Annotated in this window: 21 protein-coding genes and 1 riboswitch; of the genes, 10 read left to right on the forward strand and 11 right to left on the reverse strand. The window is 58.8% G+C overall.

All coding sequences use genetic code 11. The features are described 5' to 3' along the window. The first annotated feature begins 391 nt into the window (after positions 1-391). Both purH and purD read left to right on the forward strand, forming a co-directional pair. Positions 392-1,981, forward strand: a complete 1,590-nt coding sequence (gene purH / locus AWX27_RS23820; protein WP_154618208.1) for a bifunctional phosphoribosylaminoimidazolecarboxamide formyltransferase/IMP cyclohydrolase — start codon at positions 392-394, stop codon at positions 1,979-1,981. A 48-nt stretch (positions 1,982-2,029) separates the two neighbouring features. After that, a complete protein-coding gene (gene purD, locus AWX27_RS23825) occupies positions 2,030-3,313 on the forward strand; it encodes a phosphoribosylamine--glycine ligase (protein ID WP_060425337.1) in 1,284 nt (427 codons plus the stop codon). A gap of 49 nt (positions 3,314-3,362) precedes the next feature. On the opposite strand, the gene AWX27_RS23830 is transcribed toward purD, so the two are convergent. From AWX27_RS23830 to nudC, 6 genes are all read right to left on the reverse strand, one after another. Beyond that, positions 3,363-4,034 carry a DUF1481 domain-containing protein gene (locus AWX27_RS23830; RefSeq protein WP_080432972.1) on the reverse strand — a complete coding sequence of 224 codons (672 nt, stop codon included), beginning with the start codon at positions 4,032-4,034 and terminating at the stop codon, positions 3,363-3,365. A 36-nt stretch (positions 4,035-4,070) separates the two neighbouring features. Next, positions 4,071-4,343 carry a nucleoid-associated protein HU-alpha gene (gene hupA / locus AWX27_RS23835; protein WP_004929874.1) on the reverse strand — a complete coding sequence of 91 codons (273 nt, stop codon included), beginning with the start codon at positions 4,341-4,343 and terminating at the stop codon, positions 4,071-4,073. Positions 4,344-4,532: 189 nt separating this feature from the next. After that, entirely contained in the window at positions 4,533-5,123 is a 591-nt protein-coding gene (locus tag AWX27_RS23840; protein ID WP_025160203.1) for a YjaG family protein, read from the reverse strand. A 48-nt stretch (positions 5,124-5,171) separates the two neighbouring features. Further along, a complete protein-coding gene (gene nfi, locus AWX27_RS23845; protein ID WP_060425341.1) occupies positions 5,172-5,858 on the reverse strand; it encodes a deoxyribonuclease V in 687 nt (228 codons plus the stop codon). 9 nt (positions 5,859-5,867) lie between these two features. Further along, positions 5,868-6,932, reverse strand: coding sequence for a uroporphyrinogen decarboxylase (hemE, locus tag AWX27_RS23850; RefSeq protein WP_033636735.1), 1,065 nt, complete (start codon positions 6,930-6,932; stop codon positions 5,868-5,870). A 38-nt stretch (positions 6,933-6,970) separates the two neighbouring features. Next, on the reverse strand, positions 6,971-7,738 hold the full coding sequence (nudC, locus tag AWX27_RS23855) for an NAD(+) diphosphatase (RefSeq protein ID WP_060425367.1): 768 nt from the start codon (positions 7,736-7,738) through the stop codon (positions 6,971-6,973). A 101-nt stretch (positions 7,739-7,839) separates the two neighbouring features. On the opposite strand from nudC, the gene AWX27_RS23860 reads away from it, so the two are divergent. The 8 genes from AWX27_RS23860 to AWX27_RS23895 all read left to right on the forward strand — a co-directional run bounded on the left by AWX27_RS23860 (position 7,840) and on the right by AWX27_RS23895 (position 15,571). Continuing rightward, complete coding sequence (locus AWX27_RS23860; protein ID WP_048232444.1) at positions 7,840-8,343, forward strand: Rsd/AlgQ family anti-sigma factor; 504 nt, start codon at positions 7,840-7,842, stop codon at positions 8,341-8,343. A 39-nt stretch (positions 8,344-8,382) separates the two neighbouring features. Further along, positions 8,383-8,507: riboswitch (TPP riboswitch) on the forward strand. A 114-nt stretch (positions 8,508-8,621) separates the two neighbouring features. Continuing rightward, entirely contained in the window at positions 8,622-10,565 is a 1,944-nt protein-coding gene (thiC, locus tag AWX27_RS23865; RefSeq protein WP_060425344.1) for a phosphomethylpyrimidine synthase ThiC, read from the forward strand. Then, positions 10,558-11,208, forward strand: a complete 651-nt coding sequence (gene thiE / locus AWX27_RS23870) for a thiamine phosphate synthase (protein ID WP_060425346.1) — start codon at positions 10,558-10,560, stop codon at positions 11,206-11,208. Before thiC ends, thiE begins: the two co-directional genes overlap by 8 nt. Beyond that, positions 11,201-11,950 carry a HesA/MoeB/ThiF family protein gene (locus AWX27_RS23875; protein ID WP_049202137.1) on the forward strand — a complete coding sequence of 250 codons (750 nt, stop codon included), beginning with the start codon at positions 11,201-11,203 and terminating at the stop codon, positions 11,948-11,950. The genes thiE and AWX27_RS23875 overlap by 8 nt, the downstream gene beginning before the upstream one ends. Continuing rightward, positions 11,947-12,147, forward strand: coding sequence for a sulfur carrier protein ThiS (thiS, locus tag AWX27_RS23880; RefSeq protein ID WP_016929423.1), 201 nt, complete (start codon positions 11,947-11,949; stop codon positions 12,145-12,147). Before AWX27_RS23875 ends, thiS begins: the two co-directional genes overlap by 4 nt. 1 nt (position 12,148) lies before the next feature. After that, a complete protein-coding gene (locus tag AWX27_RS23885; protein WP_060425348.1) occupies positions 12,149-12,928 on the forward strand; it encodes a thiazole synthase in 780 nt (259 codons plus the stop codon). Then, entirely contained in the window at positions 12,928-14,061 is a 1,134-nt protein-coding gene (gene thiH, locus AWX27_RS23890; protein WP_060425350.1) for a 2-iminoacetate synthase ThiH, read from the forward strand. Before AWX27_RS23885 ends, thiH begins: the two co-directional genes overlap by 1 nt. A gap of 814 nt (positions 14,062-14,875) precedes the next feature. Then, positions 14,876-15,571: a helix-turn-helix domain-containing protein gene (locus tag AWX27_RS23895; protein WP_060425352.1), complete on the forward strand. Its 696-nt coding sequence runs from the start codon at positions 14,876-14,878 to the stop codon at positions 15,569-15,571. Here the strand turns inward: AWX27_RS23895 and AWX27_RS23900 are convergent. The 5 genes from AWX27_RS23900 to rpoB form a co-directional block, all read right to left on the reverse strand. After that, on the reverse strand, positions 15,557-16,831 hold the full coding sequence (locus tag AWX27_RS23900; RefSeq protein ID WP_060425354.1) for a sensor histidine kinase: 1,275 nt from the start codon (positions 16,829-16,831) through the stop codon (positions 15,557-15,559). The two genes, AWX27_RS23895 and AWX27_RS23900, sit on opposite strands and share 15 nt — an antisense overlap. Position 16,832: 1 nt before the next feature. Further along, on the reverse strand, positions 16,833-17,297 hold the full coding sequence (locus AWX27_RS23905; protein WP_060425357.1) for a putative pterin-binding protein: 465 nt from the start codon (positions 17,295-17,297) through the stop codon (positions 16,833-16,835). After that, positions 17,297-17,743: a GNAT family N-acetyltransferase gene (locus tag AWX27_RS23910; RefSeq protein ID WP_060425359.1), complete on the reverse strand. Its 447-nt coding sequence runs from the start codon at positions 17,741-17,743 to the stop codon at positions 17,297-17,299. The genes AWX27_RS23905 and AWX27_RS23910 overlap by 1 nt, the downstream gene beginning before the upstream one ends. A gap of 167 nt (positions 17,744-17,910) precedes the next feature. Further along, complete coding sequence (rpoC, locus tag AWX27_RS23915; protein ID WP_047729347.1) at positions 17,911-22,134, reverse strand: DNA-directed RNA polymerase subunit beta'; 4,224 nt, start codon at positions 22,132-22,134, stop codon at positions 17,911-17,913. 118 nt (positions 22,135-22,252) lie between these two features. Continuing rightward, on the reverse strand, positions 22,253-26,281 hold the full coding sequence (gene rpoB / locus AWX27_RS23920) for a DNA-directed RNA polymerase subunit beta (protein ID WP_004929900.1): 4,029 nt from the start codon (positions 26,279-26,281) through the stop codon (positions 22,253-22,255). Positions 26,282-26,353: the final 72 nt, after the last annotated feature.

Consider the following 26,353-nt stretch of genomic DNA (forward strand, 5'->3'; position numbering starts at 1 on the left):
ATTTTTTCTCTGCGACCCCCCGGATACTCTGTGAAGTTGTTCACATGTTCCGTGTCGATGGAGGCGCATTATAGGGAGTTCCTCGCAGGCCGCAACAGGTATTTTCAACAAAAGCGATCGTTCGCTGCATTCCACAGCAAAACCCCGCCTTATACCCACTTGCACACAGTGTTATCCACAGATGCGATTTGCACGGAAAATTTACGAGCGCCACGCAAACGTTTTCGCTACAATTCCCCGCGACGAAACGCTCCCCCTTTTTATGGGGGCGTTACCTGAATATGTGCCTGACCCTCCCTTCTATAAGGCAAAAAACCTTCCTTATAGAGAGAACGAGGTGGACATTCACGTAACGCTCTTTAATTGCGACTCAAAGCCAAGGGATAAAACCATGCAACAACCTCGTCCAATCCGCCGGGCCCTGCTCAGCGTGTCTGACAAAGCCGGTATCGTTGAATTCGCCGAAGCGCTTTCCCAGCGCGGCGTTGAACTGCTCTCCACTGGCGGTACCGCCCGCCTGCTGGCAGACGCCGGTCTGCCCGTTACCGAAGTATCCGACTACACCGGCTTCCCGGAAATGATGGACGGACGAGTTAAGACCCTGCACCCGAAAGTTCACGGCGGTATCCTCGGCCGCCGCGGCCAGGACGACGCCGTCATGAATCAGCATGACATCAAGCCTATCGACATGGTGGTCGTCAATCTGTATCCGTTCGCCCAAACCGTGGCGCGCCCGGATTGCTCGCTGGAAGACGCGGTCGAGAATATCGATATCGGCGGCCCGACTATGGTGCGCTCCGCCGCCAAGAACCATAAAGACGTTGCCATCGTGGTGAAGAGCAGCGACTACGCCGCCATCATTACCGAGATGGACAACAACGACGGCTCGCTACGCTATGCCACCCGCTTCGATCTCGCCATCAAGGCCTTCGAGCACACCGCCGCCTACGACAGCATGATCGCCAACTACTTCGGCACGCTGGTGCCGGCATACCACGGCGAGACCGAACAGCCGTCCGGCCGCTTCCCGCGTACCCTGAACCTCAACTACATCAAGAAGCAGGATATGCGCTACGGTGAGAACAGCCACCAGCAGGCCGCCTTCTATATAGAAGAAGAGGTAAAGGAAGCGTCCGTCGCGACCGCCGAGCAGCTGCAGGGCAAGGCGCTGTCGTATAACAACATCGCCGATACCGACGCCGCGCTGGAATGCGTGAAAGAGTTCGCCGAACCGGCCTGCGTGATCGTCAAACACGCCAACCCTTGCGGCGTGGCGATCGGCGACGACATCCTGGCCGCCTACGAGCGCGCTTACCAAACCGACCCGACCTCCGCCTTCGGCGGCATCATTGCCTTTAACCGCGAACTGGATGCCGCCACCGCGCAGGCGATCATCAGCCGCCAATTCGTGGAAGTGATCATCGCGCCAAACGTCACCCAGGAAGCGCGCTCCCTGCTGGCCGCCAAACAGAACGTGCGCGTGCTGGCCTGCGGCCAGTGGCAGCAACGCGAAGCGGGACTGGACTTCAAGCGCGTCAACGGCGGCCTGCTGGTGCAGGATCGCGATCTGGGCATGGTGACCGCCGCCGATCTGCGTGTGGTATCCGAGCGCCAGCCGACCGAACAGGAACTGCGCGACGCGCTGTTCTGCTGGAAAGTGGCCAAGTTCGTGAAATCCAACGCCATCGTCTATGCACGTGACAACATGACCATCGGCATAGGTGCCGGCCAGATGAGCCGCGTTTACTCCGCCAAGATCGCCGGCATCAAAGCGGGCGACGAAGGGCTGGAGGTGAAAGGGTCCGCCATGGCCTCCGACGCCTTCTTCCCGTTCCGCGACGGCATCGATGCCGCGGCGGCCGTCGGCATTACCTGCGTGATCCAGCCGGGCGGCTCTATCCGCGACGACGAAGTGATCGCCGCCGCCAACGAACACGGCATCGCCATGATCTTTACCGACATGCGTCACTTCCGCCATTAATTCCTTTTGCCGCGTGCGCTCCGGCGCACGCCATTCGTGGAGCCCCTGATGAACATTTTGATTATCGGCAACGGCGGGCGCGAGCACGCGCTGGCCTGGAAAGCCGCCCAGTCTCCGCTGGCGGATAAAGTTTACGTTGCGCCGGGCAATGCCGGCACCGCGCTGGAAGCCAATCTGGAAAACGTGGCGATCGCCGCCACCGACATCCCTGCCCTGGTCGCTTTCGCCCAGAGCCATGACATCGGTCTGACCATCGTCGGGCCGGAAGCGCCGCTGGTGATCGGCGTGGTCGACGCCTTCCAGGCCGCCGGCCTGAAAATCTTCGGCCCGTCACAGGCCGCCGCGCAGCTCGAAGGCTCCAAAGCCTTCACCAAGGATTTCCTGGCGCGCCACCGTATCCCGACCGCCGAATATGAAAACTTCACCGAGGTGGAGCCGGCACTGGCCTATGTGCGCCGCAAAGGCGCACCGATCGTCATCAAAGCCGATGGCCTGGCGGCCGGTAAAGGCGTAATCGTCGCGATGACGCTGCAGGAAGCGGAAGAAGCCGTGCGTGACATGCTGGCCGGCAACGCCTTCGGCGACGCCGGTCATCGCATCGTGGTGGAAGAGTTCCTCGACGGCGAAGAAGCCAGCTTCATCGTGATGGTCGACGGCGAGAACGTGGTGCCGATGGCCACCAGCCAGGACCACAAACGCGTCGGCGACGGCGATACCGGCCCGAACACCGGCGGCATGGGGGCCTACTCCCCGGCGCCGGTCGTGACCGACGAAATCCACCGGCGCGCCATGGACCAGGTGATCTGGCCGACGGTGCGCGGCATGGCGGCGGAAGGCAACACCTACGTCGGCTTCCTGTACGCCGGCCTGATGATCGCCGCCGATGGCCAACCGAAAGTGATCGAGTTCAACTGTCGTTTTGGCGATCCCGAAACCCAGCCCATCATGCTGCGCCTGCGTTCCGATCTGGTGGAACTGTGCCTGGCGGGCGCGGAAGGCCGCCTGAACGAGAAAAGCTCCGACTGGGACGAACGCCCTGCGCTCGGCGTAGTGCTGGCGGCCGGCGGTTATCCGGGCGACTATCGCAACGGCGAAGTTATCCAGGGATTGCCGCAGCAGGAAAGCGCCGACGGTAAGGTCTTCCATGCCGGCACACGCCTGCAGGGCAATGACGTCGTCACCAGCGGCGGCCGCGTGCTGTGCGTAACCGCGCTGGGCGACACCGTGGCGCAGGCGCAGCAACGTGCCTACCAGCTGGCCGAAGGCATTGAGTGGCCGGGCAGCTTCTGCCGCAAAGACATCGGTTATCGCGCGATTGCGCGCGGCAAGTGATTTGACCGTATAAGGTCATGACGAGAGGCTCCGCAGCGCGGGGCCTTTTTTATAGCTGGTCTTCTTTCGGTTCCCAGCTGCAGAAGTCGTCGTTCGCCACCAGCAGCAGTTCGCTGCCTTCGGGCGCTTCCAGCCAGGCGACGCTCACCGGCCGGCTGCTGCTGCGGGCACGCTTCTCGATCCAGACGACGGAGGCGGCATCCAGCCCCGGTTTGATGCGTTGGCCGTCGCAGGTTTGCACCTCGCCCTGCATCCAACGCCCCTGCAGCAATTTCACCTTGCCGGCGCGCAGCGCATTGCTCACTTCGAGGATCCGCCGCGCCTGATATTGGTACAGGGCGATTTCATCGCGGGTCAGCGGTTCGCGGCGTGTCGCCAGCTGGCGCTGCATAAAGCTCACCGTGCCGTCGTCGGCAAAGCGCAGTTGAATAGAGTCGCGATCGCCATCGGCGTCGTTACGTTTGATTTGGCGCAGCACGTCGCCCTGATAGGTGTATAGCGTGGTGATGGTACCCGGACCGCGGTAAGGGCTGTAGACACTGACCAACACCTGCGGACGATGTTGCTCATCGTCTTTACGCCACAGGCGTATCACGCCCTGATCGGCCACAAAGCCGCTGGCGGTAAAGCTGGGAATATCGGAATGGGAACTGCAAGCGCTCAGGCCGACGGCGATGCCTACGGCCATGAGCGCCCGACGAGTAAACAAAAGGGGCGCCATCGCCCCTCTGTTTAATCTTTTCACCGAGGCGCGGTCTTATTTAACAGCGTCTTTCAGTGCTTTGCCAGAAACGAACGCAGGCACGTTGGCTGCTGCGATTTTGATTTCTTTGCCAGTCTGCGGGTTGCGGCCAGTGCGCTCGCTACGATGGTTTACTTTGAAAGTACCGAAGCCAACCAATTGTACTGCATCACCTTCTTTCAGAGACTCAGTAATAGCAGCCAGGGTGGATTCCAGAGCCAGTTTAGCTTGTGCTTTGGAAAGGTCAGCCTTGTCCGCGATTACATCAATCAGTTGAGTCTTGTTCATAAGTTATCCTTACAGTGTGTTTATCGTTTGCAAAGCATCGAGTGCGACGGATATGCCGATTGACAGCACTCTCCTGCATACACGCACCGATAGCCACTTTTTTTACGCCCCCCAAATGTAGACCAGACAGGGTGCGGATGTGAAGCCTTAAGGCATGACAAATCAGGCGTTAAATCACGTTTTGTTGCCTTATTGCGCTAAATTTATCCCGATGTTGCTGACACCCGCCTCTCGCAGGTCGGATCGCAGCCCCTTGATCAGGTCTATATCGCGCTCTTCACAGGCGTCCAACAGGCGGAAAATTTCCCATTGAATGTCCCATTCTTCCTCTACCGCAGGCAAACTTTCCAACTCTTCGTCGGTCATTTCCTTACCGGCTTGGGTCATTTCCAACATCGCCACGGTGCGAATCGATGTTTCGCTGATGGCGATGGCGTGCTCCAGCGTCTCCCCGCCGAGCCGCGAATGGATCAGTTCCCCTAATGCGATACAGGCATCAATTGCCGGGTAAACGCCGTAAAGATCGTAATCTTCCGCCGACGGAATCGCCTCTTCCAACTTCTCGAGCTGGCTGTCGAAGTTGACCTTGGCATCCTTCACTACCAGCGTTTCCCACACCAAATCCAGAATGCGGCGATAAACCGCCGGATCGCCGAACTCGGTCTGTTTGCAGAACATCTGGTAATTCGGGTACATACGCTCGCACAAACTGGCCATAAAGGTCAAATGTTGCCAGGCCTCGAGCCGTTCCAGGCGTAAATGAATCGGGTTACGTAGCATGCTTTACTCTCTTACGCGTTATCTGCGGCGCAGTGTACCCGAAATCGCTCATGGCGACACCTCCGGATGCTGCTGCAACCACCGCTGAAACGCCGGACGACGCGATGCGATGGCGTCGGCCCAGCGGGTCGGCTCCGGTAAACGGTAGCCCGCCATACAGCGTTGCACCCACGCCAGCGCGCTGTCGGCGCCCACGCGATGCCCGGTAGAGATGAACAGCGGGTTGCAACGCGCCTTGCTGCGCCACACCCAGCCCAGCTGTTCACCCTTATCTTCCAACGGCGCCAGCGCGCCGACGGCGGCGTCCAGCGGCGCAAATTTGCCGCACAGGCGCTTCTTGGCCACGCCGATGGTCGGCACATCGATCAGCAGGCCGAAATGGCTGGCGACGCCGAGACGCCGCGGATGCGAAATACCGTGCCCATCGACGAAGATCAGCCCCGGTTTCTGCTGCAGCTGCCCCCAGGCGGCCAACAGCGCCGGGTATTCGCGAAACGACAGGAAGCCCGGGATGTAGGGCATGACGGTGGCGATGCGCGCCACCTGATACTCCACCAGCTCCAGCGACGGATAGCTCAGGATGGCGATGGCGGCGCGCGTCACCGCCCCTTCTTGTTCGAAGCCCACGTCGGCGCCGGCGATTAAGGCCGGCGGTTCGGCCGGCAGATCGTCGTAGCGAATGACTTCAGCCGCGCGCCGCAGCTGTTCGGCGCGCAGGGCCGCCATATCGGTCACATCGGATCCTTAACGGTGGTATTTCGCCGAGTGCGCGTGTACCGCCTCGACGAAGGCGCCGGCGTGCTCCGGCGGCACATCCTGATGGATGCCGTGGCCCAGGTTGAACACATGGCCGTTGCCGTGGCCGAAACCGGCCAGAATGGTCTCCACTTCTTCCGCGATGCGCGCCGGGGAGGCATACAGCATCGACGGATCCATATTGCCCTGCAGCGCCACTTTGTCGCCCACGCGCCGACGCGCGTCGGCGATGTCGGTGGTCCAATCCAGCCCCAGCGCATCGCAGCCGGTGGCGGCCATCGCCTCCAGCCACTGCCCGCCGCCTTTGGTGAACAGCGTCACCGGCACGCGGCGACCGTCGTTTTCACGCAGCAGCCCGTCGACGATCTTGTGCATGTAGTGCAAAGAGAACTCGCGATAATCGCGCCCGGTCAGTACGCCGCCCCAGGTGTCGAACACCATCACCGACTGCGCGCCGGCTTTAATCTGGGCATTGAGGTACAGGATCACGCTGTCCGCCAGCTTGTCCAGCAACAGGTGCAGCGTAGCCGGTTCGGCATACATCATCTTCTTCAGCTTGGTGAAGGCTTTGCTGCTGCCGCCTTCGACCATATAAGTCGCCAGCGTCCACGGGCTGCCGGAGAAGCCGATCAGCGGCACTTCGCCCTTCAGCTCGCGGCGAATGGTGCGCACCGCGTTCATCACATAGCCCAACTCCACTTCCGGATCGAACACCGGCAGCTTGTCGACGTCGGCGCGGCAGGTCACGGGGGAGCTGAAACGCGGGCCTTCGCCGGCTTCAAAGTACAGGCCGAGCCCCATGGCGTCGGGAATGGTGAGAATGTCGGAGAACAGGATGGCGGCGTCCAGCGCATAGCGGCGCAGCGGCTGCAGCGTGACCTCGCAGGCCAGCTCCGCGTTCTTGCACAGCGACATGAAATCACCGGCCTGGGCGCGGGTCGCCTTGTACTCCGGTAAATAACGACCGGCCTGACGCATCATCCATACGGGGGTCACATCCACCGGCTGGCGCAACAGCGCGCGCAGGTAGCGATCGTTCTTCAACTCAGTCATTTATGGGGCTCCCTTAATAATCTGCCGGCCATTGTACATTATTCTGCCCGGCACAGCGCCACGGTGTCCTCAATCAACCGGCGCGCCACGGTGCCGGGCGGCGGCAACAGCGGCAGCTGGTCGTAGCGATACCAGCCGGCGTTGAGCAGCTCCTTGGGATCGTGGCGAATGTCACCCTGATGGTAATCGGCCATAAAGGCCATCATCAGCGAGTGTGGGAACGGCCACGGTTGTGAAGTGACGTAGCGCAGGTTCTTGATTTCAATATTGCTCTCTTCCATCACTTCGCGCGCCACCGCCTGCTCCAGCGTTTCGCCCACTTCGACGAAGCCGGCCAGCACCGTGTGGATACCACCGCGATGACGCACGTGTTGCGCCAGCAGGATCTGATCGTCGCGCCGAATGGCGACGATCACGCAGGGTGCAATCTGCGGGTAGTACCGCTCTTTGCAGTGGCCGCACAGACAGGCGCTTTCGGTGCGGCTGAGGTGCATTTCATGGCCGCAATAGCCGCAGTAGCGATGAGAGCGGTAGAAATCCGCCAGCTGCACGCCGCGCCCGGCAAGCTGGAACAGACCGCGATCCTGATCCAACAGCTGACGCACCGATCCCATCTCCCGCGGCATCGCCTGGCGCACCAGCCAGACCGGCGCGCCCTCCCATTCACCGATGGTGCGCGCCATGTGGCCCCGCAGCCCAAGAGCGGCGGCCGTCCCCGACGGCAATTCACCGTTCGGTAACCAAAGTTTGCTTTCATGGCTGACGATCCACCAGCCGTTTTCATTGCCCGTTAATGCAAGTTCCATATCGTTGTTGCACAACCTCAGCTTCACTGGCACTCTACAAATCGGCTTTGTTACATTTTAATAACTTACCGGTTACTTTTATTACTTACACGGAGTCAAACATGCTCAACCGTTTGGAAAGGCTGACTCAGCGCGTTGGCGGTAGTAATGAATTAGTTGATCAATGGCTTCAGGCCCGCAAACAGTTGCTGGTTGCCTACTGCACGCTGGTAGGCCTCAAACCGAATAAAGAAAAGCATACGCCGCTGAATGAAAAAGCGCTGGAGAACTTTTGCCACAACCTGGTGGATTATCTCTCCGCAGGGCATTTTCATATCTATGACAGAATTATCAAACAAGTGGAAGGCGCAGCCAGTCCGAAAATGTCGCTGGCGGTGAACATCTACCCCAAGCTGTGGGCCAATACCGAACAGATCATGGCGTTCCACGATCGCTATACCGAAGTGGATATCGATCAGGAGGTTTGTCTGGAATTCCACCAGGCCCTGTCGGATATCGGCGAAACGCTGGCGGCGCGCTTTGCGCTGGAAGATAAGCTGATCCAGCTGGAAGCGGAGGCCGCGCAGCAACCGCTGCCGGACCAGGCGCTGGATCCCGCGCGTTAAAATTTTATAGTTTTTTTTCTTATCCCTCCTATACTGGGGGGCATCTTGTCGGAGTGCCTAGCGCCTGATTTGTTCATCGAATCAGCCAGGCTGAGACCGTTAATTCGGGATCCGCGGAACCTGATCGGGTTAATACCCGCGAAGGGAACAAGAGTAATCTATCGCCACAGGCACGGCCTTCCCCTTGCGGGCGCCCTGCCTTATCGGCCACCATCATTACTCCCTCCGAGCTCCAGACAAGCAACTTTCCCAACCCAACACACTGGTAGGAACTTGCTATGTCTAACGTTAATCCACCGCGCGCCCGTAAAGCGCGACGCGAAGCCGCCCAGCAGTTTATCGACACCCTGCAAGGCATGGCTTTCCCGAACTCACGCCGCATCTATCTCCAGGGCTCGCGCAGCGATATCCAGGTGCCGATGCGCGAAATTCAGCTCAGCCCGACCCTGCTCGGCGGCAGCAAAGACAACCCACAGTATGAACCCAACGAGGCGATCCCGGTGTATGACACCGCCGGCCCCTACGGCGATCCGCAGGCCGAGCTCGACGTGCACGCCGGCCTGGCCAAGCTGCGCGCCGGCTGGATCGACGCGCGCGGCGATACCGCCACCCTAAGCGGCGCCAGTTCCGGCTTTACCCAACAGCGGCTGGCGGACGAAGGGCTGGATCACCTGCGCTTCGAACATCTGCCGCTGCCGCGCAGGGCGCTGCCGGGCAAGTGCGTGACCCAGCTGCACTATGCCCGCGCCGGTATCGTCACCCCAGAGATGGAGTTCATCGCCATCCGTGAAAACATGGGGCGCGAGCGCATTCGCGGCGAGGTTCTGCGCCACCAGCATCCGGGCCAAAGCTGGGGCGCCAACCTGCCGGACAACATCACGCCGGAGTTCGTGCGTCAGGAAGTGGCCGCCGGCCGCGCCATCATTCCCGCCAACATCAACCATCCGGAGGCGGAGCCGATGATCATCGGCCGCAATTTCCTGGTGAAGGTGAACGCCAATATCGGCAACTCGGCGGTCACGTCGTCGATCGAAGAAGAGGTGGAGAAGCTGGTGTGGTCCACCCGCTGGGGCGCGGACACCGTGATGGATCTCTCTACCGGCCGCTATATTCACGAAACCCGCGAGTGGATCCTGCGCAACAGCCCGGTGCCCATCGGCACCGTGCCGATCTACCAGGCGCTGGAGAAGGTCAACGGCGTGGCGGAAAACCTCACCTGGGCGATGTTCCGCGATACGCTGCTGGAACAGGCGGAGCAAGGGGTCGACTACTTCACCATCCACGCCGGCGTGCTGCTGCGCTACGTGCCGATGACCGCCAAACGCCTGACCGGCATCGTGTCGCGCGGTGGCTCAATCATGGCCAAATGGTGTCTGTCGCACCATCAGGAAAACTTCCTCTATCAGCATTTCCGTGAAATCTGCGAGATCTGCGCCGCCTACGACGTTTCGCTGTCGCTCGGCGACGGCCTGCGCCCCGGCTCGATTCAGGACGCCAACGACGAAGCCCAGTTCGCCGAGCTGCATACGCTGGGCGAACTGACCAAAATCGCCTGGGAATACGACGTGCAGGTGATGATCGAAGGGCCGGGCCACGTGCCGATGCAGATGATCCGCCGCAACATGACCGAAGAACTGGAACACTGCCACGAAGCGCCGTTCTACACCCTCGGCCCGCTGACCACCGATATCGCCCCGGGCTATGACCATTTCACCTCCGGCATCGGCGCGGCAATGATCGGCTGGTTCGGCTGCGCCATGCTGTGTTACGTCACGCCGAAAGAGCACCTCGGCCTGCCGAACAAAGAAGACGTCAAGCAGGGCCTGATCACCTACAAGATCGCCGCTCACGCCGCCGATCTGGCCAAAGGCCATCCGGGCGCGCAGATCCGCGATAACGCCATGTCCAAGGCACGTTTCGAATTCCGCTGGGAAGATCAGTTCAATCTGGCGCTCGATCCGGCCACCGCGCGCGCCTATCACGACGAAACCCTGCCGCAGGAATCCGGCAAGGTCGCCCACTTCTGCTCGATGTGCGGGCCGAAATTCTGCTCGATGAAGATTTCGCAGGAGGTGCGCGACTACGCCGCCGCCCAGGAGGCCGCCAAGCCGATCGAAGTGCAGCTGACCGGCATGGAGAAAATGTCCGCCGAGTTCCGCGCCCGCGGCAGCGAGCTGTATCACAGCGCCGGCACCCTACAAGAGGAGACAAGCAATGACTGATATCACGACCCCCTTCCCGGCTACGCCCCACAAACTGGGGCTTTACCCGGTCGTCGACAGCGTGGAATGGATCGCTCGTCTGCTGGAGGCCGGCGTCACCACGATCCAGCTGCGCATCAAGGATCTGCCGGATGAGCAGGTCGAAGAGGATATCGCTGCCGCCATCGCACTGGGCCAGCGTTATCAAGCGCGGCTGTTCATCAACGACTATTGGCGGCTGGCGATCAAGCACGGCGCCTACGGCGTACATCTGGGCCAGGAAGATCTCGATACCACCGATCTGGCGGCCATTCACCGCGCCGGGCTGCGGCTGGGCGTGTCCACCCATGACGACGCGGAGCTGGCGCGCGCGCTGGCGGTGAAACCGTCCTACATCGCGTTGGGGCACATCTTCCCCACCCAAACCAAAGACATGCCTTCGGCGCCGCAGGGGCTGACGGAGTTGAAACGCCACATCGCCGGCCTGGCGGATTACCCGACGGTGGCGATCGGCGGGATCAGCATCGATCGCGTACCGGCGGTGCTGGCGTGCGGCGTCGGCAGCGTGGCGGTGGTCAGCGCCATCACCCAGGCGCCGGACTGGCGTGCGGCGACGGCCGAGCTGCTGCGGCTGATCGAAGGCGAGGGCCCGAACGATGCTTAACGATCAGGAATTCCTGCGTTACAGCCGCCAGCTGTTGCTGGAGGACGTCGGCCCGGAGGGCCAGGAGAGGCTCAAGCGCGCCACGGTGCTGATCGTCGGTTTGGGCGGGCTTGGTTCCCCGGCTTCGCTGTATCTGGCCGCCGCCGGCGTCGGCACGCTGCTGTTGGCCGACGACGACCAGCTGCACATCACCAACCTGCAGCGGCAGATCCTCTACCGCAGCGCCGATACCGCCACCGGCAAGGCGGCGCTGGCGCAACGCCATCTGCAGGCGCTGAACCCGTTGGTGGAATCCATCCCGCTGGCGCAGCGGCTGCAGGGGCAAGCGCTGCGCGACGCGGTCGCCCGCGCCGATCTGGTGCTGGACTGCTGCGACAATATGGCGACCCGTCATGAGGTCAATGCCGCCTGCATCGCCGCCGCCAAGCCGCTGATCAGCGGCAGCGCGGTCGGTTTCAGTGGCCAGCTGCTGGTGCTCGAGCCGCCCTATGCGCACGGCTGCTACGCCTGCCTGTACCCGGATCAGGAAGAGCCGCAGCGCAACTGCCGCACCGCCGGGGTGCTCGGCCCGGTGGTGGGCGTGATCGGTACTCTGCAAGCGCTGGAGGCCATCAAAATGTTGGCCGGCATGCCTTCCTCCCTCAGCGGTAAACTGCGGCTGTTCGACGGCAAGCAGCAGAGCTGGAGCACGCTGCAACTGAGCCAGGCCCGCGCCTGCCCGGTATGCGGAGGCGCGGCATGAAGATCCGTCTGAACGACCAACCGCTGGAGCTGGCGCAGCCGCTCAGCGTCGCCGCCCTGCTGACCCAGTTGGAACGCCACCAGCCGGGCACCGCGCTGGCGATCAATCAAACCATCATCCCGCGCGCCGACTGGGCCGACCATCAGGTGCAGGACGGTGACGACATTTTGCTGTTTCAAGCGATCGCCGGAGGCTGACATGCTGAAAATCGCCGATACCACTTTTACCTCGCGCCTATTCACCGGCACCGGCAAGTTCGCCACCCCGGCGTTAATGCTGGAGGCGCTGGCGGCCTCCGCCTCACAGCTGGTGACCATGGCCATGAAGCGCGTCGATCTGCGCGGCGGCAACGACGCCATTTTGGCGCCGCTGCAGCAGTTGGGCGCCCGGCTGCTGCCCAACACCTCCGGCGCCAAAACCGCCGCCGAAGCGGTGTTCGCCGCCCGGCTGGCGCGTGAAGCGCTCGGCACCCACTGGGTGAAGCTGGAGATCCATCCCGATGTGAAATACCTGCTGCCGGATCCGATAGAAACGCTTAAGGCGGCGGAAACGCTGGTGAAAGACGGTTTTGTGGTGCTGCCCTACTGCGGCGCCGATCCGGTGCTGTGCAAACGGCTGGAAGAGGTGGGTTGCGCGGCGGTGATGCCGCTCGGCGCCCCTATCGGCTCCAACCGCGGTCTGCGCACCCGTGACTTCCTCGAGATCATCATCGAGCAGGCCAAGGTGCCGGTGGTGGTCGACGCCGGCATCGGCGCGCCGAGCCACGCGCTGGAAGCGATGGAACTGGGCGCCGACGCGGTGCTGGTGAATACCGCCATCGCCGTGGCGCGCGACCCAGTGCAAATGGCGCGGGCGTTTCGCCTGGCGCTGGAGGCCGGCGAGCTGGCGCGCAGCGCTGGATTGGGCGCTAGCCAGCGCAGTGCAGCCGCCTCCAGCCCGCTGACCGCCTTCCTCAGCCAGCCAGAGGAGGCACAGTGATGGGCGACGATTTCAGTAGCCGCTGGCAACAGCTGGATTGGGACGACATTACGCTGCGCATCAACGGCAAAACCGCACGCGACGTGGAACGCGCGTTGAACGCCGACAAGCTGACGCGCGACGACTTTATGGCGCTGATCTCCCCCGCCGCCGCGCCGTATCTGGAACCGCTGGCGCAGCGCGCGCAGCAGCTGACCCGTCAGCGCTTCGGCAACGTCGTCAGCTTCTATGTGCCGCTGTACCTCTCTAACCTGTGTGCCAACGACTGTACCTATTGCGGTTTTTCGATGAGCAACCGCATCAAGCGCAAAACGCTCGATGCGGCGGAGATCGCACGCGAGTGCGAAGCCATCAAGGCGCTGGGGTTCGAACACCTGTTGCTGGTCACCGGCGAGCATCAGACCAAGGTCGGCATGGACTATTTCCGTCAGCACATCCCGGCGATCCGCCGCCACTTCAGCTCGCTGATGATGGAAGTGCAGCCGCTGGCGCAGGACGAGTACGCCGAACTGAAAACGCTGGGCCTGGACGGCGTGCTGGTCTATCAGGAAACCTACCATCCGGCCACCTATCTGCAGCACCATTTGCGCGGCCAGAAGCAGGATTTCCATTGGCGTCTGGCCACGCCGGATCGCCTGGGGCGCGCCGGGATCGACAAGATCGGCCTCGGCGCGTTGATCGGCCTGTCCAACAGTTGGCGCACCGACTGCTACCTGCTGGCGGAACATCTGTTCTACCTGCAGCAAACCTACTGGCAGAGCCGCTACTCGATCTCGTTCCCGCGTCTGCGCCCCTGCGCCGGCGGCATTGAGCCGGCGTCGATCATGAGCGAGCCTCAGCTGGTGCAGCTGATCTGCGCCTTCCGGCTGTTCGCACCGGACGTTGAGCTGTCGCTGTCTACGCGTGAGTCGCCGTACTTCCGCGATCATATGATCCCGGTGGCGATCAACAGCGTCAGCGCCGGATCCAAGACGCAGCCCGGCGGCTATGCCGACGACGTACCGCCGGAATTGGAACAGTTCGAGCCGCACGACGGCCGCACGCCGCAGCAGGTCGCCGAGGCCATCAGCAATGCCGGGCTGCAGCCGGTGTGGAAAGACTGGGACGATTATCTGGGACGCAGCGCGCAATAAGCGGCAACGTTTACCGCCGCGTGAAGAAAATGCTGGAACGGCCGCGCAATGCCGAACGGTGGCGCTGGCGCCGGCAGGCCCGCCGGCTATAGTGACCTTGCCGACCGCCAAACCCGGCGCCGGCCGGGGCCGTCTCCCTCTCGATGGCCCCGCCTTATCCCATCCCGGATCGCGCCGGAGATTCTCTTGCGCGACACCGGGCCCTCGTCCGCGGCAACGCGCATATGGCGTATCGCGGCCTGTAAGGGCGTACGGACAGGTTGTCTTGTCGGCTAAAGGACTGTGGCCTAGCGGTGCTCGGCACTCACTCAGCGGTGAGACTCATAGGACGCTGTTGCGGCAGAAAAGTGGGGAAAGAGGAAAAAAGAAGGTACAGGACGAAGAGAGGTTCGAGTCGTCATCCCCGGTGCTGCCAATGGCCCTGGTGTTGGCCGCGGATCTTTTTGCCGCCTGCTCCCTGCTTACGGACAAGAGCAGGCGGTTTATTTTGTGAGACTGGCACCCCCCCAGGACGCGAATCACACAGTATGTGCGCTAATTAACCACATAAACGGTTAAATGTGAATGTCTTTTGAGTGTTTTTTTATTTAGTATCGAGTGTGTTCTGAGTTTGCCAAGGAAAATCAAACTGATATCGCCGCAAGCTCCGGGGCATCATCTATAATCCAGCACGGGTTCTTGCGCAGGTTTTTCAGCGCTTGCGGTCAACATCAAAAAAGCCAAGGTTGTCATGAAGAAAACGCCCAATTACATCGATGCAATCAGCGCGTTGCTCACTCTGAAAGGAGTTGGCGACAGAAAGCATGCCTCCACGATGGCCAACATACTGAACCTTCAGTACAACAGCGCCAAACAGAAACTGGATGGCAAAAGAGGTATCACCCTCGATGAAGTCAAAAAGGTTTTCCAGTACTTCAACGAGCCCTTTGCCGGCCAAAGGACGCATAACGGCGTCTTTATCATGAACAGCATTCACAAGCGCTGCAACATAGAGGTCGACGAGTGCCCGGTCACGCAAGCGGACAGCGACGAAACCTACGCCTACAAAAAAGACGATCTTTTCATCATCAGCACCAATCGGGAACATGCCGCCGGTGCGCCGCTGTACAAAGTCAACAAGATAGACTTTCTGCCGGCCCCGCGTATCGCGATCCTGGATAATGACGGCGATATTCTCGAACTGTTGAAGAAGATCGCCAGCCGATACGGCATCGAGACTGAGACCTTTCAGACGGCGGACGCCATGCTGGCCGCGCTGGAACAGCAGTCCTTTGAGGCGTTTATTCTGGACTGGCTGTTGGACTTCGGCGAGACCTCCGAACGCGTCGTGAAAAAAATTAAAGACGTTCTCGATCCGCACGCCCGCATTATTATTCTGACCGGCCAGCTGAATCACTACGAGAAAAACATCGGCGATATGATCCTGCACTATGACGTGCACCTGGTGGAAAAACCGACCAAGCCGCTGATTATCTCCTCGCTGCTGCTGTCGAACCTATTCTTTAATTAGTTTGACCGGGATGCGGATCAAAAACGATGAGCCCACTCCTTCGACGGATTTGGCTTTAATGGTGCCTTTCATCGTCGTGACGTAATTTTTGATAATGGTCAGCCCCAGCCCCAACCCCTGCCGCGTTTCCCTTTCCACCCCCTGATTGAATGCCTTATATAACCGATCCAGGTTATCGACGTTAAACCCGATGCCGGTATCTTTCACCCGCAAATACAGATTGCCGTGGCACAGCTTCACATTGAGGGTAACCACGCCCCGGTGGGTAAATTTGTCCGCGTTGCTGAGCAGGTTGGCCAATATTCGGTAGAGCTTGTATTTATCAGAACCAATCAGGCCGGCATAAGACGAACGGTGAATCACGAGGCGATTGCCGCGCCCGGCGCCGATGCCGGTTACGGCATCGTCCACCACCTCATTCAACCGGAAGGTGGAAATATTGATTTTAACTTCTCCCATCTCAAGCCGAGAATAATCCATCACCTCGCGCGTTTGTTCGGCGATCTTATTACCGTGATAGGAGATCAGGCGGGCTTCCTTTTTCAACTCTTCCTGCGCCAGCTCGTGTTCCATGATATCTGCGGCAATGACGATGGCCTGGGTCGAGCCGGCGATCTCGTGGTAGATGGAAGAAATGAAGATGTTCTTGTTCTTGATGATCTCTTTCAACGAGAAGGCATTCCTCAGCACCAGAAACATCATCAGGAACACCAAAATCAGCGAAAAGATGGCGAACATCTCGGCTTTACTCGAGTTGTCCTGAATGATGCCTTTCACTTCGGTAAAGTTTTTAATCTGTATCCGATAAATAATTTCCTGGATATCGACCAGCGTACCCTCGATATCATCCATATAAGAGAGAATGTCCGCCTTGTTTTTTTGCCCCACCAGCAAGCCGGCGGAGAGATCGTCCAACGTGCGGTACTGCTGCTTCAGCAGCGCAACATTCTTGATGAACTCGTCGTCGTAATAAAAAGAGTCGCTGAAGGTCGAACGGCTCTCCAGGATCTGAATCTTCGAGTAGAAGATTTTCTTTTTGATCTGGAAGGTGTCGTAGTCGTTGTTTTCACTGAGCAGCAGCGCGGTTTTGGTCCTTTCAAACGCCAGAAAAAGGATCTCGGCCACCGAGTAGTTGTCCAGATTGGGCTCGATTTGCTTATAGCGCTCTTTTACGCCGCCGAAGTTAATGGCAATCAACAAAATCAATAAGGAGAAGATGGCAACCAACGCGATAAGAGTACCGATCAGTTTTTTGCTCATCTTATTTCAGCTCCAGCCGTTTAACTTGCCAGACGGTTTTCGCATTCACATCCAGGTTATTCAGCTCGGCGTAGCCATCGCGCGGATAAATAATGGCGAACGGCCCCAGCTCCCCAACGTCGATCGGCTTGCCACCGCGCTGATAGGCGACGATCACGCGGTATTTAATCATCTCGTCAATCGGCATCGAGTAGGAGTAATCGTCCCAGGCGAAAGCGCGCACCGACTGACCTTTCAGGTGATAGGCTTCCACCAGCTCGGCAAACTCAACGCCGGTGAACGTATCTTCCGGGGTGAAATTGGTCGAGGTTTTAATCGTGTGCGCCGGCATCGCCTCCAGCATCTGCCGGGTTATCTTGATCTTCTCGCCGTCGAGCGGTTTCAGGTAAAAATAGTCAACGGCCGCATACAGCGGTGCGCTGAACAGTGAAAGCAGCAGTAACGTCATCAATCCTTTGATTGTCATTATTCACCCTCTTTACGTTTCACCAGTTCGGCCTGGCCGAACTCATCCTGCCCGACCACGACCCAGCCGTGATGTTGATAAAAGCCTTCGGCTTTGGAGCCAGGATCGGTGGTTAAGTGGATCGCTTCGGCGCCGTGCTCAAACATCCAGTGAGTGACCCGGGCCAGCAAGGCGGAGCCGATCCCCTTCGACTGGTATTCCGGCTTCACGAACAGACCGCCGATCAGCGGTTCAGGGATGAATAGCCCGAAGCCAACGCCGGCATAGTCGTCGCCATGCTTGCAGATCCAGCCGCCGCCCTGGTTGATGTCCTCCAGCGCCTGTTTACGCTGCAGGTACTGGATCTGATGCGGGTGCAGCAGGTTTTCTTCAACGGAAAAGCGGATCTCATACAGGTAAGGCAGGTGTTGCGCCGTCAATTTTTCGAAGGTAATGAGGCTGTCCATGTTCGCACTGTCCTTGGTTGTCTGGTAAAAAGCGCCGGTCAATTTCTGCTGTAACCATAGTAGCAAAGTTTGCTCTGCCCCGGCATGAGGCGAAAAAAAACCGCCCCCGAGGGAGCGGTTTATCTGGCGATGGGCCCGGCATGCCGGGCCCGCGGCGCGGATGACGATTACTCGTCGTCGCTGCCGCCCAGGCCTGCGTTGAGCAGCTCGGCCAGGTTAGCCGTCGCTTCTTCCGCGCTGACTTGCGGAACAACCGGCGCTTCACCCTGAGCACGACGACGCATGCGATCCTGATGATAAGCGTAACCGGTACCGGCTGGGATCAGACGGCCCACGATGACGTTCTCTTTCAGGCCACGCAGTTCATCACGCTTGCCGGCTACGGCAGCTTCGGTCAGAACGCGCGTCGTTTCCTGGAACGATGCAGCGGAGATGAAGGACTCGGTCGCCAAGGAAGCCTTGGTGATACCCAGCAGATCGCGCGAGAAGGTTGCCGCGATTTTACCTTCAGCCTCCAGCTGACGGTTGGCAATCTTGACGCGAGACACTTCAGCCTGCTCGCCTTCCAGGAACTCGGAGCCACCAGCGCTAACGATGGTGCCTTTACGCAGCATCTGACGAACGATAACTTCGATGTGCTTATCGTTAATCTTAACGCCTTGCAGACGGTAAACTTCCTGCACTTCGTTGGTGATGTAGCGGGTAACCGCATGCACACCACGCAGACGCAGAATGTCGTGCGGAGACTCTGGGCCGTCGGAAACGACGTCACCACGTTCCACCACTTCGCCTTCGAACACGTTGAGCTGACGCCATTTCGGAATCATCTCTTCGTAAGCGTCGCTGCCGTCCAGCGGAGAGATCACCAGGCGACGTTTGCCTTTGGTCTCTTTACCGAACGAGATAATCCCGCTGATTTCAGCCAGGATTGCCGGCTCTTTCGGACGACGTGCTTCGAACAGGTCGGCAACGCGCGGCAGACCACCGGTAATATCCTTGGTACCGCCGGATTCCTGAGGAATACGCGCCAGGGTATCACCCGCACCGATCTGAATGCCGTCTTCCAGCTGAACGATCGCTTTGCCCGGCAGGAAGTATTGAGCAGGCATATCGGTGCCTGGGATCAATACGTCTTCACCCTGAGCGTCAACGATTTTCAGTGCCGGACGCAGGTCTTTACCGCTACCGGTACGCTCTGCGCTGTCCAGAACGACCAGAGAAGACAAACCGGTCAGTTCGTCGGTCTGGCGAGTAATGGTCTGGCCGTCAACCATGTCCGCGAAGCGAATGAAGCCGCTGACTTCACTGATGACCGGCATGGTGTGCGGATCCCAGTTAGCAACGGTTTCGCCGCCGTTAACTTCTTCACCGTCGCCTTTGCCCATCACGGCACCGTAAGGCACCTTGTAGCTTTCTTTGGTACGGCCGAATTCGTCGATCAGTTTCAGTTCGGTGTTACGCGAGGTGATCACCAGCTTGCCTGCGGCGTTCATAACGAACTTCGCGTTGCTCAGCTTGAGGCTACCCTTGTTTTTCACCTGGATGCTGGATTCAGCAGCCGCACGAGATGCCGCACCACCGATGTGGAACGTACGCATCGTCAGCTGTGTACCCGGCTCACCGATGGACTGTGCCGCGATAACGCCGATGGCTTCACCTTTGTTGATGATGTGGCCACGTGCCAGGTCGCGACCGTAGCAGTTTGCACACACACCAAAGTCGGTTTCACAGCTCACCACGGAACGGACTTTAACGCTGTCGACAGAGTTCTCTTCCAACAGGTCACACGCCTTCTCGTTCAGCAGGGTGTTGCGTGGCACCAGAATGTCCGCCGTACCCGGCTTGAGGACGTCTTCTGCCGTCACACGGCCCAGAACGCGTTCACGCAGTGGCTCTTTCACGTCGCCACCTTCGATAACCGGAGTCATCAGGATGCCGTCGTGGGTGCCACAGTCGTCTTCGGTCACCACCAGATCCTGCGCCACGTCAACCAGACGACGGGTCAGATAACCGGAGTTCGCGGTTTTCAGTGCGGTATCCGCCAGACCTTTACGAGCACCGTGGGTGGAGATGAAGTACTGGAGTACGTTCAGACCTTCACGGAAGTTCGCGGTGATTGGCGTTTCGATGATGGAGCCGTCCGGCTTCGCCATCAGACCACGCATACCGGCCAGCTGACGAATCTGAGCGGCGGAACCACGCGCACCGGAGTCGGCCATCATAAAGATGCTGTTGAAGGAAACTTGCTGTTCCACTTCGCCGTCACGGTTAACCACGTCTTCTACCGACAGGTTTTCCATCATCGCTTTCGCAACGCGTTCGTTCGCTGCAGCCCAGATATCGATCACTTTGTTGTAGCGTTCGCCGGCGGTAACCAGACCAGACTGGAACTGCTCCTGGATCTCGGCAACTTCGGTTTCCGCTTCTTCGATGATCTCCGCTTTCTTGGCCGGGATAACCATGTCGTCGATACCTACGGAAGCGCCGGAACGGGCTGCGTAAGCAAAACCGGTGTACATGATCTGGTCAGCAAAGATAACGGTCGGCTTCAGGCCCAGGATGCGGTAACAGGTGTTCAGCATCTTGGAGATCGCTTTCTTGCCCAAAGGCTGGTTAACGATCGAGTACGGCAGACCTTTCGGTACGATCATCCACAGGATGGCGCGGCCGATGGTGGTGTCGATGATGCTGGTCTGAGAAGTCCATTCGCCTTCGGCGTTTTTGACGTCTTCGGTGATACGCACTTTAACGCGCGCATGCAGAGACGCCAGGCCGGCGCGGTAAACACGCTCAGCTTCTTTGGAACCGTTCAGCACCATGCCTTCGCCCTTGGCGTTAACACAGTCGCGGGTCATGTAGTACAGACCCAGTACAACGTCCTGAGAAGGAACGATGATTGGCTCGCCGTTCGCTGGGGACAGGATGTTGTTGGTGGACATCATCAGCGCACGCGCTTCCAGCTGGGCTTCCAGCGTCAGCGGTACGTGAACAGCCATCTGGTCACCATCGAAGTCGGCGTTATAGGCCGCACAAACCAGCGGGTGCAGCTGGATCGCTTTACCTTCGATCAGAACCGGTTCAAACGCCTGGATACCCAAACGGTGCAGGGTTGGTGCACGGTTCAGCAGTACCGGGTGTTCGCGGATCACTTCGTCCAGGATATCCCAAACGACGGCTTCTTCACGCTCAACCATTTTCTTGGCGGCTTTGATGGTGGTGGCCAGGCCACGCAGCTCCAACTTGCCGTAGATGAACGGTTTGAACAGCTCCAGCGCCATCTTCTTAGGCAGACCGCACTGATGCAGACGCAGGTATGGACCTACGGTGATGACGGAACGGCCGGAGTAGTCAACGCGTTTACCGAGCAGGTTCTGACGGAAACGACCCTGCTTACCTTTGATCATGTCGGCCAAAGATTTCAGAGGACGTTTGTTGGAACCGGTGATGGCACGACCGCGACGGCCGTTATCCAGCAGGGCGTCTACCGCTTCTTGCAGCATACGCTTTTCGTTGCGCACGATGATGTCAGGCGCAGCCAGATCCAGCAGGCGTTTCAGACGGTTGTTACGGTTGATCACGCGGCGATACAGATCGTTCAGATCCGACGTCGCGAAACGACCGCCATCCAGCGGAACCAGCGGGCGCAGATCCGGCGGCAGTACCGGCAGCACGGTCAGGATCATCCACTCCGGTTTGTTACCGGACTGTACGAACGCTTCCAGCAGCTTGATACGTTTGGTCAGCTTCTTGCGCTTGGTTTCGGAGTTGGTTTCGTTCAGCTCTTCACGCAGCTGCTCGCACTCGGCTTCCAGATCCATGTTTTTCAACAGGGCCTGAATAGCTTCCGCACCCATCTTGGCGTCGAATTCGTCACCGAACTCTTCCAGCGCATCCAGATACTGCTCTTCAGTCAGGATCTGACGACGCTCGAGGTTGGTCATACCGCCTTCGACCACCACATAGGATTCGAAGTACAGTACGCGTTCGATGTCACGCAGCGGCATATCCAGCAGCAAACCGATGCGGGATGGCAGCGATTTCAGGAACCAGATGTGCGCGGTCGGCGAAGCCAGCTCGATGTGGCCCATGCGCTCACGACGCACTTTGGTCTGGGTCACTTCAACGCCGCACTTCTCACAGATCACGCCGCGGTGTTTCAAGCGCTTGTACTTACCGCACAGGCACTCGTAATCTTTTACCGGCCCGAAGATACGGGCGCAGAAAAGGCCGTCACGCTCTGGTTTGAACGTACGGTAGTTAATGGTTTCCGGCTTCTTAACTTCACCGAACGACCACGAACGGATCATGTCTGGCGAAGCCAGAGCAATCTTGATCGCATCAAACTCTTCGGTCTTAGTTTGCGCTTTCAGAAACTTCAATAAGTCTTTCACGGATTGGCTCCTGTCGGAGTTAAACCTGTTGGGTACCCACAACCGCAGTAGGTACCCGTGTGACCTGAACAACCACCCTCAGGCTCCCTTAGGCGGGGAGCCTGAGCCGGAATGACGATTACTCGTCTTCCAGTTCGATGTTGATGCCGAGCGAGCGGATTTCTTTCAACAGTACGTTGAAGGATTCCGGCATGCCTGGCTCCATCCGGTGGTCGCCATCCACGATGTTTTTGTACATCTTGGTACGGCCGTTAACGTCATCCGACTTAACGGTGAGCATTTCCTGCAGGGTATAAGCCGCGCCGTATGCTTCCAGTGCCCACACTTCCATCTCACCGAAGCGTTGACCACCGAACTGCGCTTTACCACCCAGAGGTTGCTGAGTAACCAAGCTGTAAGAACCGGTTGAACGGGCGTGCATTTTATCGTCAACCAAGTGGTTCAGTTTCAGCATGTACATATAGCCGACAGTAACCTGGCGCTCGAATTGCTCACCGGTACGGCCATCGAACAGCGTGATCTGACCGGAGGTCGGGATACCGCCCATTTCCAGCAGCTTCTTGATTTCAGTCTCTTTCGCACCGTCAAACACCGGCGTTGCGATCGGCATACCTTTTTTCAGGTTCTCTGCCAGACGCAGTACTTCGTCGTCGCTGAAGGTGTTCAGGTCGACTTTCTGGCAAACGTCGTCGCCCAGATCGTAGGCCTTCTGGATGAACTCACGCAGCTTGGCCACTTCCTGCTGCTGCTTCAGCATCTGGTTGATCTTCTCACCGATACCTTTCGCAGCCATACCCAGGTGGGTTTCCAGGATCTGACCGATGTTCATACGTGATGGTACGCCCAGCGGGTTCAGTACGATGTCTACCGGCGTGCCGTTTTCATCGTAAGGCATATCTTCGATCGGGTTGATCTTGGAGATAACACCCTTGTTACCGTGGCGGCCCGCCATCTTGTCACCCGGTTGGATCTGACGCTTAACGGCCAGATAAACCTTAACGATTTTCAGCACGCCCGGGGCCAGATCGTCGCCCTGAGTGATCTTACGACGCTTGGCTTCCAGCTTCTTCTCGAAGTCGGATTTCAGTTCGTCGTACTGCTCAGCCAGCTGCTCCAGCTGGTTTTGCTTCTCTTCGTCGGTCAGGCCCAGTTCCAGCCAGCGATCGCGCGGCAGCTTGCTCAGCTTGTCGGCTTCGATGCCACCGGCAACCAGCACCGCGTGGATACGTGCAAACAGGCCGGCTTCCAGGATCTGCAGTTCTTCAGTCAGGTCTTTCTTCGCCTGCTTCAGCTGCATCTCTTCGATTTCCAACGCGCGCTTGTCTTTTTCCACGCCATCGCGGGTGAAGACCTGCACGTCGATAACCGTACCGGAAACGCCGTTCGGTACACGCAGAGAAGAGTCTTTAACGTCAGACGCTTTCTCACCGAAGATCGCACGCAGCAGTTTCTCTTCCGGCGTCAGCTGGGTTTCGCCTTTAGGCGTTACCTTACCGACCAGAATGTCACCGCCGGTCACTTCAGCACCGATATACACGATACCGGATTCATCCAGCTTGGAGAGCGCAGCTTCACCCACGTTAGGGATGTCGGCGGTGATCTCTTCAGGCCCCAGCTTGGTGTCGCGAGACACGCACGCCAGTTCCTGGATGTGGATGGTGGTGAAGCGATCTTCCTGTACCACGCGCTCGGAGACCAAGATGGAGTCTTCGAAGTTGTAGCCGTTCCAAGGCATGAACGCTACGCGCATGTTCTGGCCCAGTGCCAGTTCGCCCAGGTCTGTCGATGGGCCATCCGCCAGCACGTCGCCGCGCTCGATTGGCTCACCCAGATTCACACACGGCATCTGGTTGATGCAGGTGTTCTGGTTAGAACGGGTGTACTTGGTCAGGTTGTAAATATCGATACCTGCTTCGCCCGGGTACATCTCGTCTTCGTTAACTTTGATAACGATACGGGAAGCATCCACGTACTGGATCACACCGCCGCGTTTGGCAACGGCGGTTACGCCGGAGTCAACCGCTACAGCGCGTTCCATACCGGTACCGACCAGCGGCTTGTCAGCGCGCAGGGTTGGTACGGCCTGACGTTGCATGTTCGCACCCATCAATGCACGGTTGGCGTCATCGTGTTCCAGGAATGGAATCAGTGAAGCACCAACGGAAACAACCTGTTGGGTGGATACGTCCATGTAGTCAACCTGGTCGCGGCTGAACAGGCTTGATTCGCCTTTGCTACGACAGGTGACCAGGTCTTCTACGAAGCGGCCTTCTTCATCCAGGTTGGAGTTCGCCTGGGCGATAACGAAGTTGCCTTCTTCAATAGCAGACAGGTAGTTGATTTCATCGGTCACCACGCCGTCACGCACGCGGCGGTACGGGGTTTCCAGGAAGCCATACTCGTTAGTCTGTGCGTACACGGACAGGGAGTTGATCAGACCGATGTTTGGACCTTCCGGCGTTTCGATTGGGCACACACGGCCGTAGTGGGTCGGGTGTACGTCTCGAACTTCAAAGCCGGCGCGCTCACGGGTCAGACCGCCCGGGCCCAGTGCGGAGATACGACGCTTGTGCGTGATCTCGGACAGCGGGTTGTTCTGGTCCATGAACTGGGACAGCTGGCTGGAGCCGAAGAACTCTTTCACCGCCGCCGAAATCGGCTTGGCGTTGATCATGTCCTGAGGCATCAGGGTATCCAGATCGCCCAGAGACAGACGCTCTTTCACCGCACGCTCAACACGCACCAGACCTACGCGGAACTGGTTCTCGGCCATTTCGCCGACGGAGCGGATACGACGGTTGCCCAAGTGGTCGATATCGTCCACTTCGCCCTTGCCGTTACGGATATCGATGAGCTTCTTCATCACTTCGATGATGTCGTCTTTGCTCAGGATGCCCGAACCTTCGATCTCGTCGCGCAGCAGAGAACGGTTGAACTTCATGCGACCCACCGCGGACAGATCGTAGCGGTCTTCGGAGAAGAACAGGTTCTCGAACAGGCTTTCGGCAGCTTCGCGCGTTGGCGGCTCACCAGGGCGCATCATGCGGTAGATTTCTACCAGCGAGCTCAGACGATCGTTGGTCGGATCGACACGCAGCGTTTCAGAGATGTACGCGCCGTGATCCAGATCGTTGGTGAACAGCGTTTCGATGCGCTTGTGGCCGGACTGGCTCAGCTTGGCCAGCAGATCCAGCGACAGCTCCATGTTGGCTGCGCAGATCAGTTCGCCGGTATTGGTATCGATATAGTCTTTCGCGACCACTTTGCCCGCGATGTACTCTACCGGTACTTCAATGCTCTGAATGTCGTCTTTTTCCAGCTGACGGATATGACGAGCGGTGATGCGACGGCCTTTCTCTACGTAGATCTTGCCGTTGGCTTCGATATCGAACGAAGCGGTCTCACCACGCAGGCGCTCTGGCACCAGCTCCATCTGCAGCTTGTTGTCGCGGATTTCGAAGACGATCTTGTCAAAGAACAGGTCGAGGATCTGTTCAGTGGTGTAGTTCAGCGCGCGCAGAATGATGGTCGCAGGCAGTTTGCGGCGACGGTCGATACGCACGAACAGGTTGTCTTTCGGATCGAACTCGAAGTCCAACCATGAACCGCGGTAAGGGATGATACGTGCGTTGTACAGCACTTTACCCGAGGAGTGGGTTTTACCCTTATCGCTGTCGAAGAATACGCCAGGACTACGGTGCAACTGAGATACGATAACCCTCTCAGTACCGTTGATCACAAAGGTGCCGTTTTCGGTCATGAGCGGAATTTCGCCCATGTAGACTTCTTGTTCCTTGATGTCTTTGACCGTACCTTCAGGCGCTTCGCGCTCATAGATAACCAGGCGCAGTTTTACGCGCAGCGGTGCAGAGAACGTCACACCACGGATCTGGCACTCTTTGACGTCGAAGACCGGCTCACCAAGACGGTAGCTAACGTATTGCAGCTCCGAATTGCCACTGTAGCTCTGGATAGGGAAAACAGAACGGAATGCGGCTTCAAGGCCGTACTGCCCTTCTGGATCTTGCTCGATAAACTTCTGGAACGAGTCAAGCTGGATAGAAAGGAGATATGGTATGTCCAGCACTTGTGGACGTTTACCAAAATCCTTACGAATACGTTTTTTCTCGGTATAGGAGTAAACCATAGGGTTCCTCAGCTCGCTGATCAGTGACCCAATCTGTCCGTCCGATTAGGGACAGTTCATGCAACACCGTTT

It is taken from the genome of Serratia sp. 2880STDY5682894 (assembly GCF_001537385.1).
GTDB lineage: Bacteria > Pseudomonadota > Gammaproteobacteria > Enterobacterales > Enterobacteriaceae > Serratia > Serratia nevei.

Coding starts and splice junctions, on each gene's coding strand:
- purH (WP_154618208.1), top strand. CDS start 392: ATGCAACAACCTCGTCCAATCCGCCGGGCCCTGCTCAGCGTGTCTGAC.
- purD (WP_060425337.1), top strand. CDS start 2,030: ATGAACATTTTGATTATCGGCAACGGCGGGCGCGAGCACGCGCTGGCC.
- AWX27_RS23830 (WP_080432972.1), bottom strand. CDS start 4,034: ATGGCGCCCCTTTTGTTTACTCGTCGGGCGCTCATGGCCGTAGGCATC.
- hupA (WP_004929874.1), bottom strand. CDS start 4,343: ATGAACAAGACTCAACTGATTGATGTAATCGCGGACAAGGCTGACCTT.
- AWX27_RS23840 (WP_025160203.1), bottom strand. CDS start 5,123: ATGCTACGTAACCCGATTCATTTACGCCTGGAACGGCTCGAGGCCTGG.
- hemE (WP_033636735.1), bottom strand. CDS start 6,932: ATGACTGAGTTGAAGAACGATCGCTACCTGCGCGCGCTGTTGCGCCAG.
- nudC (WP_060425367.1), bottom strand. CDS start 7,738: ATGGAACTTGCATTAACGGGCAATGAAAACGGCTGGTGGATCGTCAGC.
- AWX27_RS23860 (WP_048232444.1), top strand. CDS start 7,840: ATGCTCAACCGTTTGGAAAGGCTGACTCAGCGCGTTGGCGGTAGTAAT.
- thiC (WP_060425344.1), top strand. CDS start 8,622: ATGTCTAACGTTAATCCACCGCGCGCCCGTAAAGCGCGACGCGAAGCC.
- thiE (WP_060425346.1), top strand. CDS start 10,558: ATGACTGATATCACGACCCCCTTCCCGGCTACGCCCCACAAACTGGGG.
- AWX27_RS23875 (WP_049202137.1), top strand. CDS start 11,201: ATGCTTAACGATCAGGAATTCCTGCGTTACAGCCGCCAGCTGTTGCTG.
- thiS (WP_016929423.1), top strand. CDS start 11,947: ATGAAGATCCGTCTGAACGACCAACCGCTGGAGCTGGCGCAGCCGCTC.
- AWX27_RS23885 (WP_060425348.1), top strand. CDS start 12,149: ATGCTGAAAATCGCCGATACCACTTTTACCTCGCGCCTATTCACCGGC.
- thiH (WP_060425350.1), top strand. CDS start 12,928: ATGGGCGACGATTTCAGTAGCCGCTGGCAACAGCTGGATTGGGACGAC.
- AWX27_RS23895 (WP_060425352.1), top strand. CDS start 14,876: ATGGCCAACATACTGAACCTTCAGTACAACAGCGCCAAACAGAAACTG.
- AWX27_RS23900 (WP_060425354.1), bottom strand. CDS start 16,831: ATGAGCAAAAAACTGATCGGTACTCTTATCGCGTTGGTTGCCATCTTC.
- AWX27_RS23905 (WP_060425357.1), bottom strand. CDS start 17,297: ATGACAATCAAAGGATTGATGACGTTACTGCTGCTTTCACTGTTCAGC.
- AWX27_RS23910 (WP_060425359.1), bottom strand. CDS start 17,743: ATGGACAGCCTCATTACCTTCGAAAAATTGACGGCGCAACACCTGCCT.
- rpoB (WP_004929900.1), bottom strand. CDS start 26,281: ATGGTTTACTCCTATACCGAGAAAAAACGTATTCGTAAGGATTTTGGT.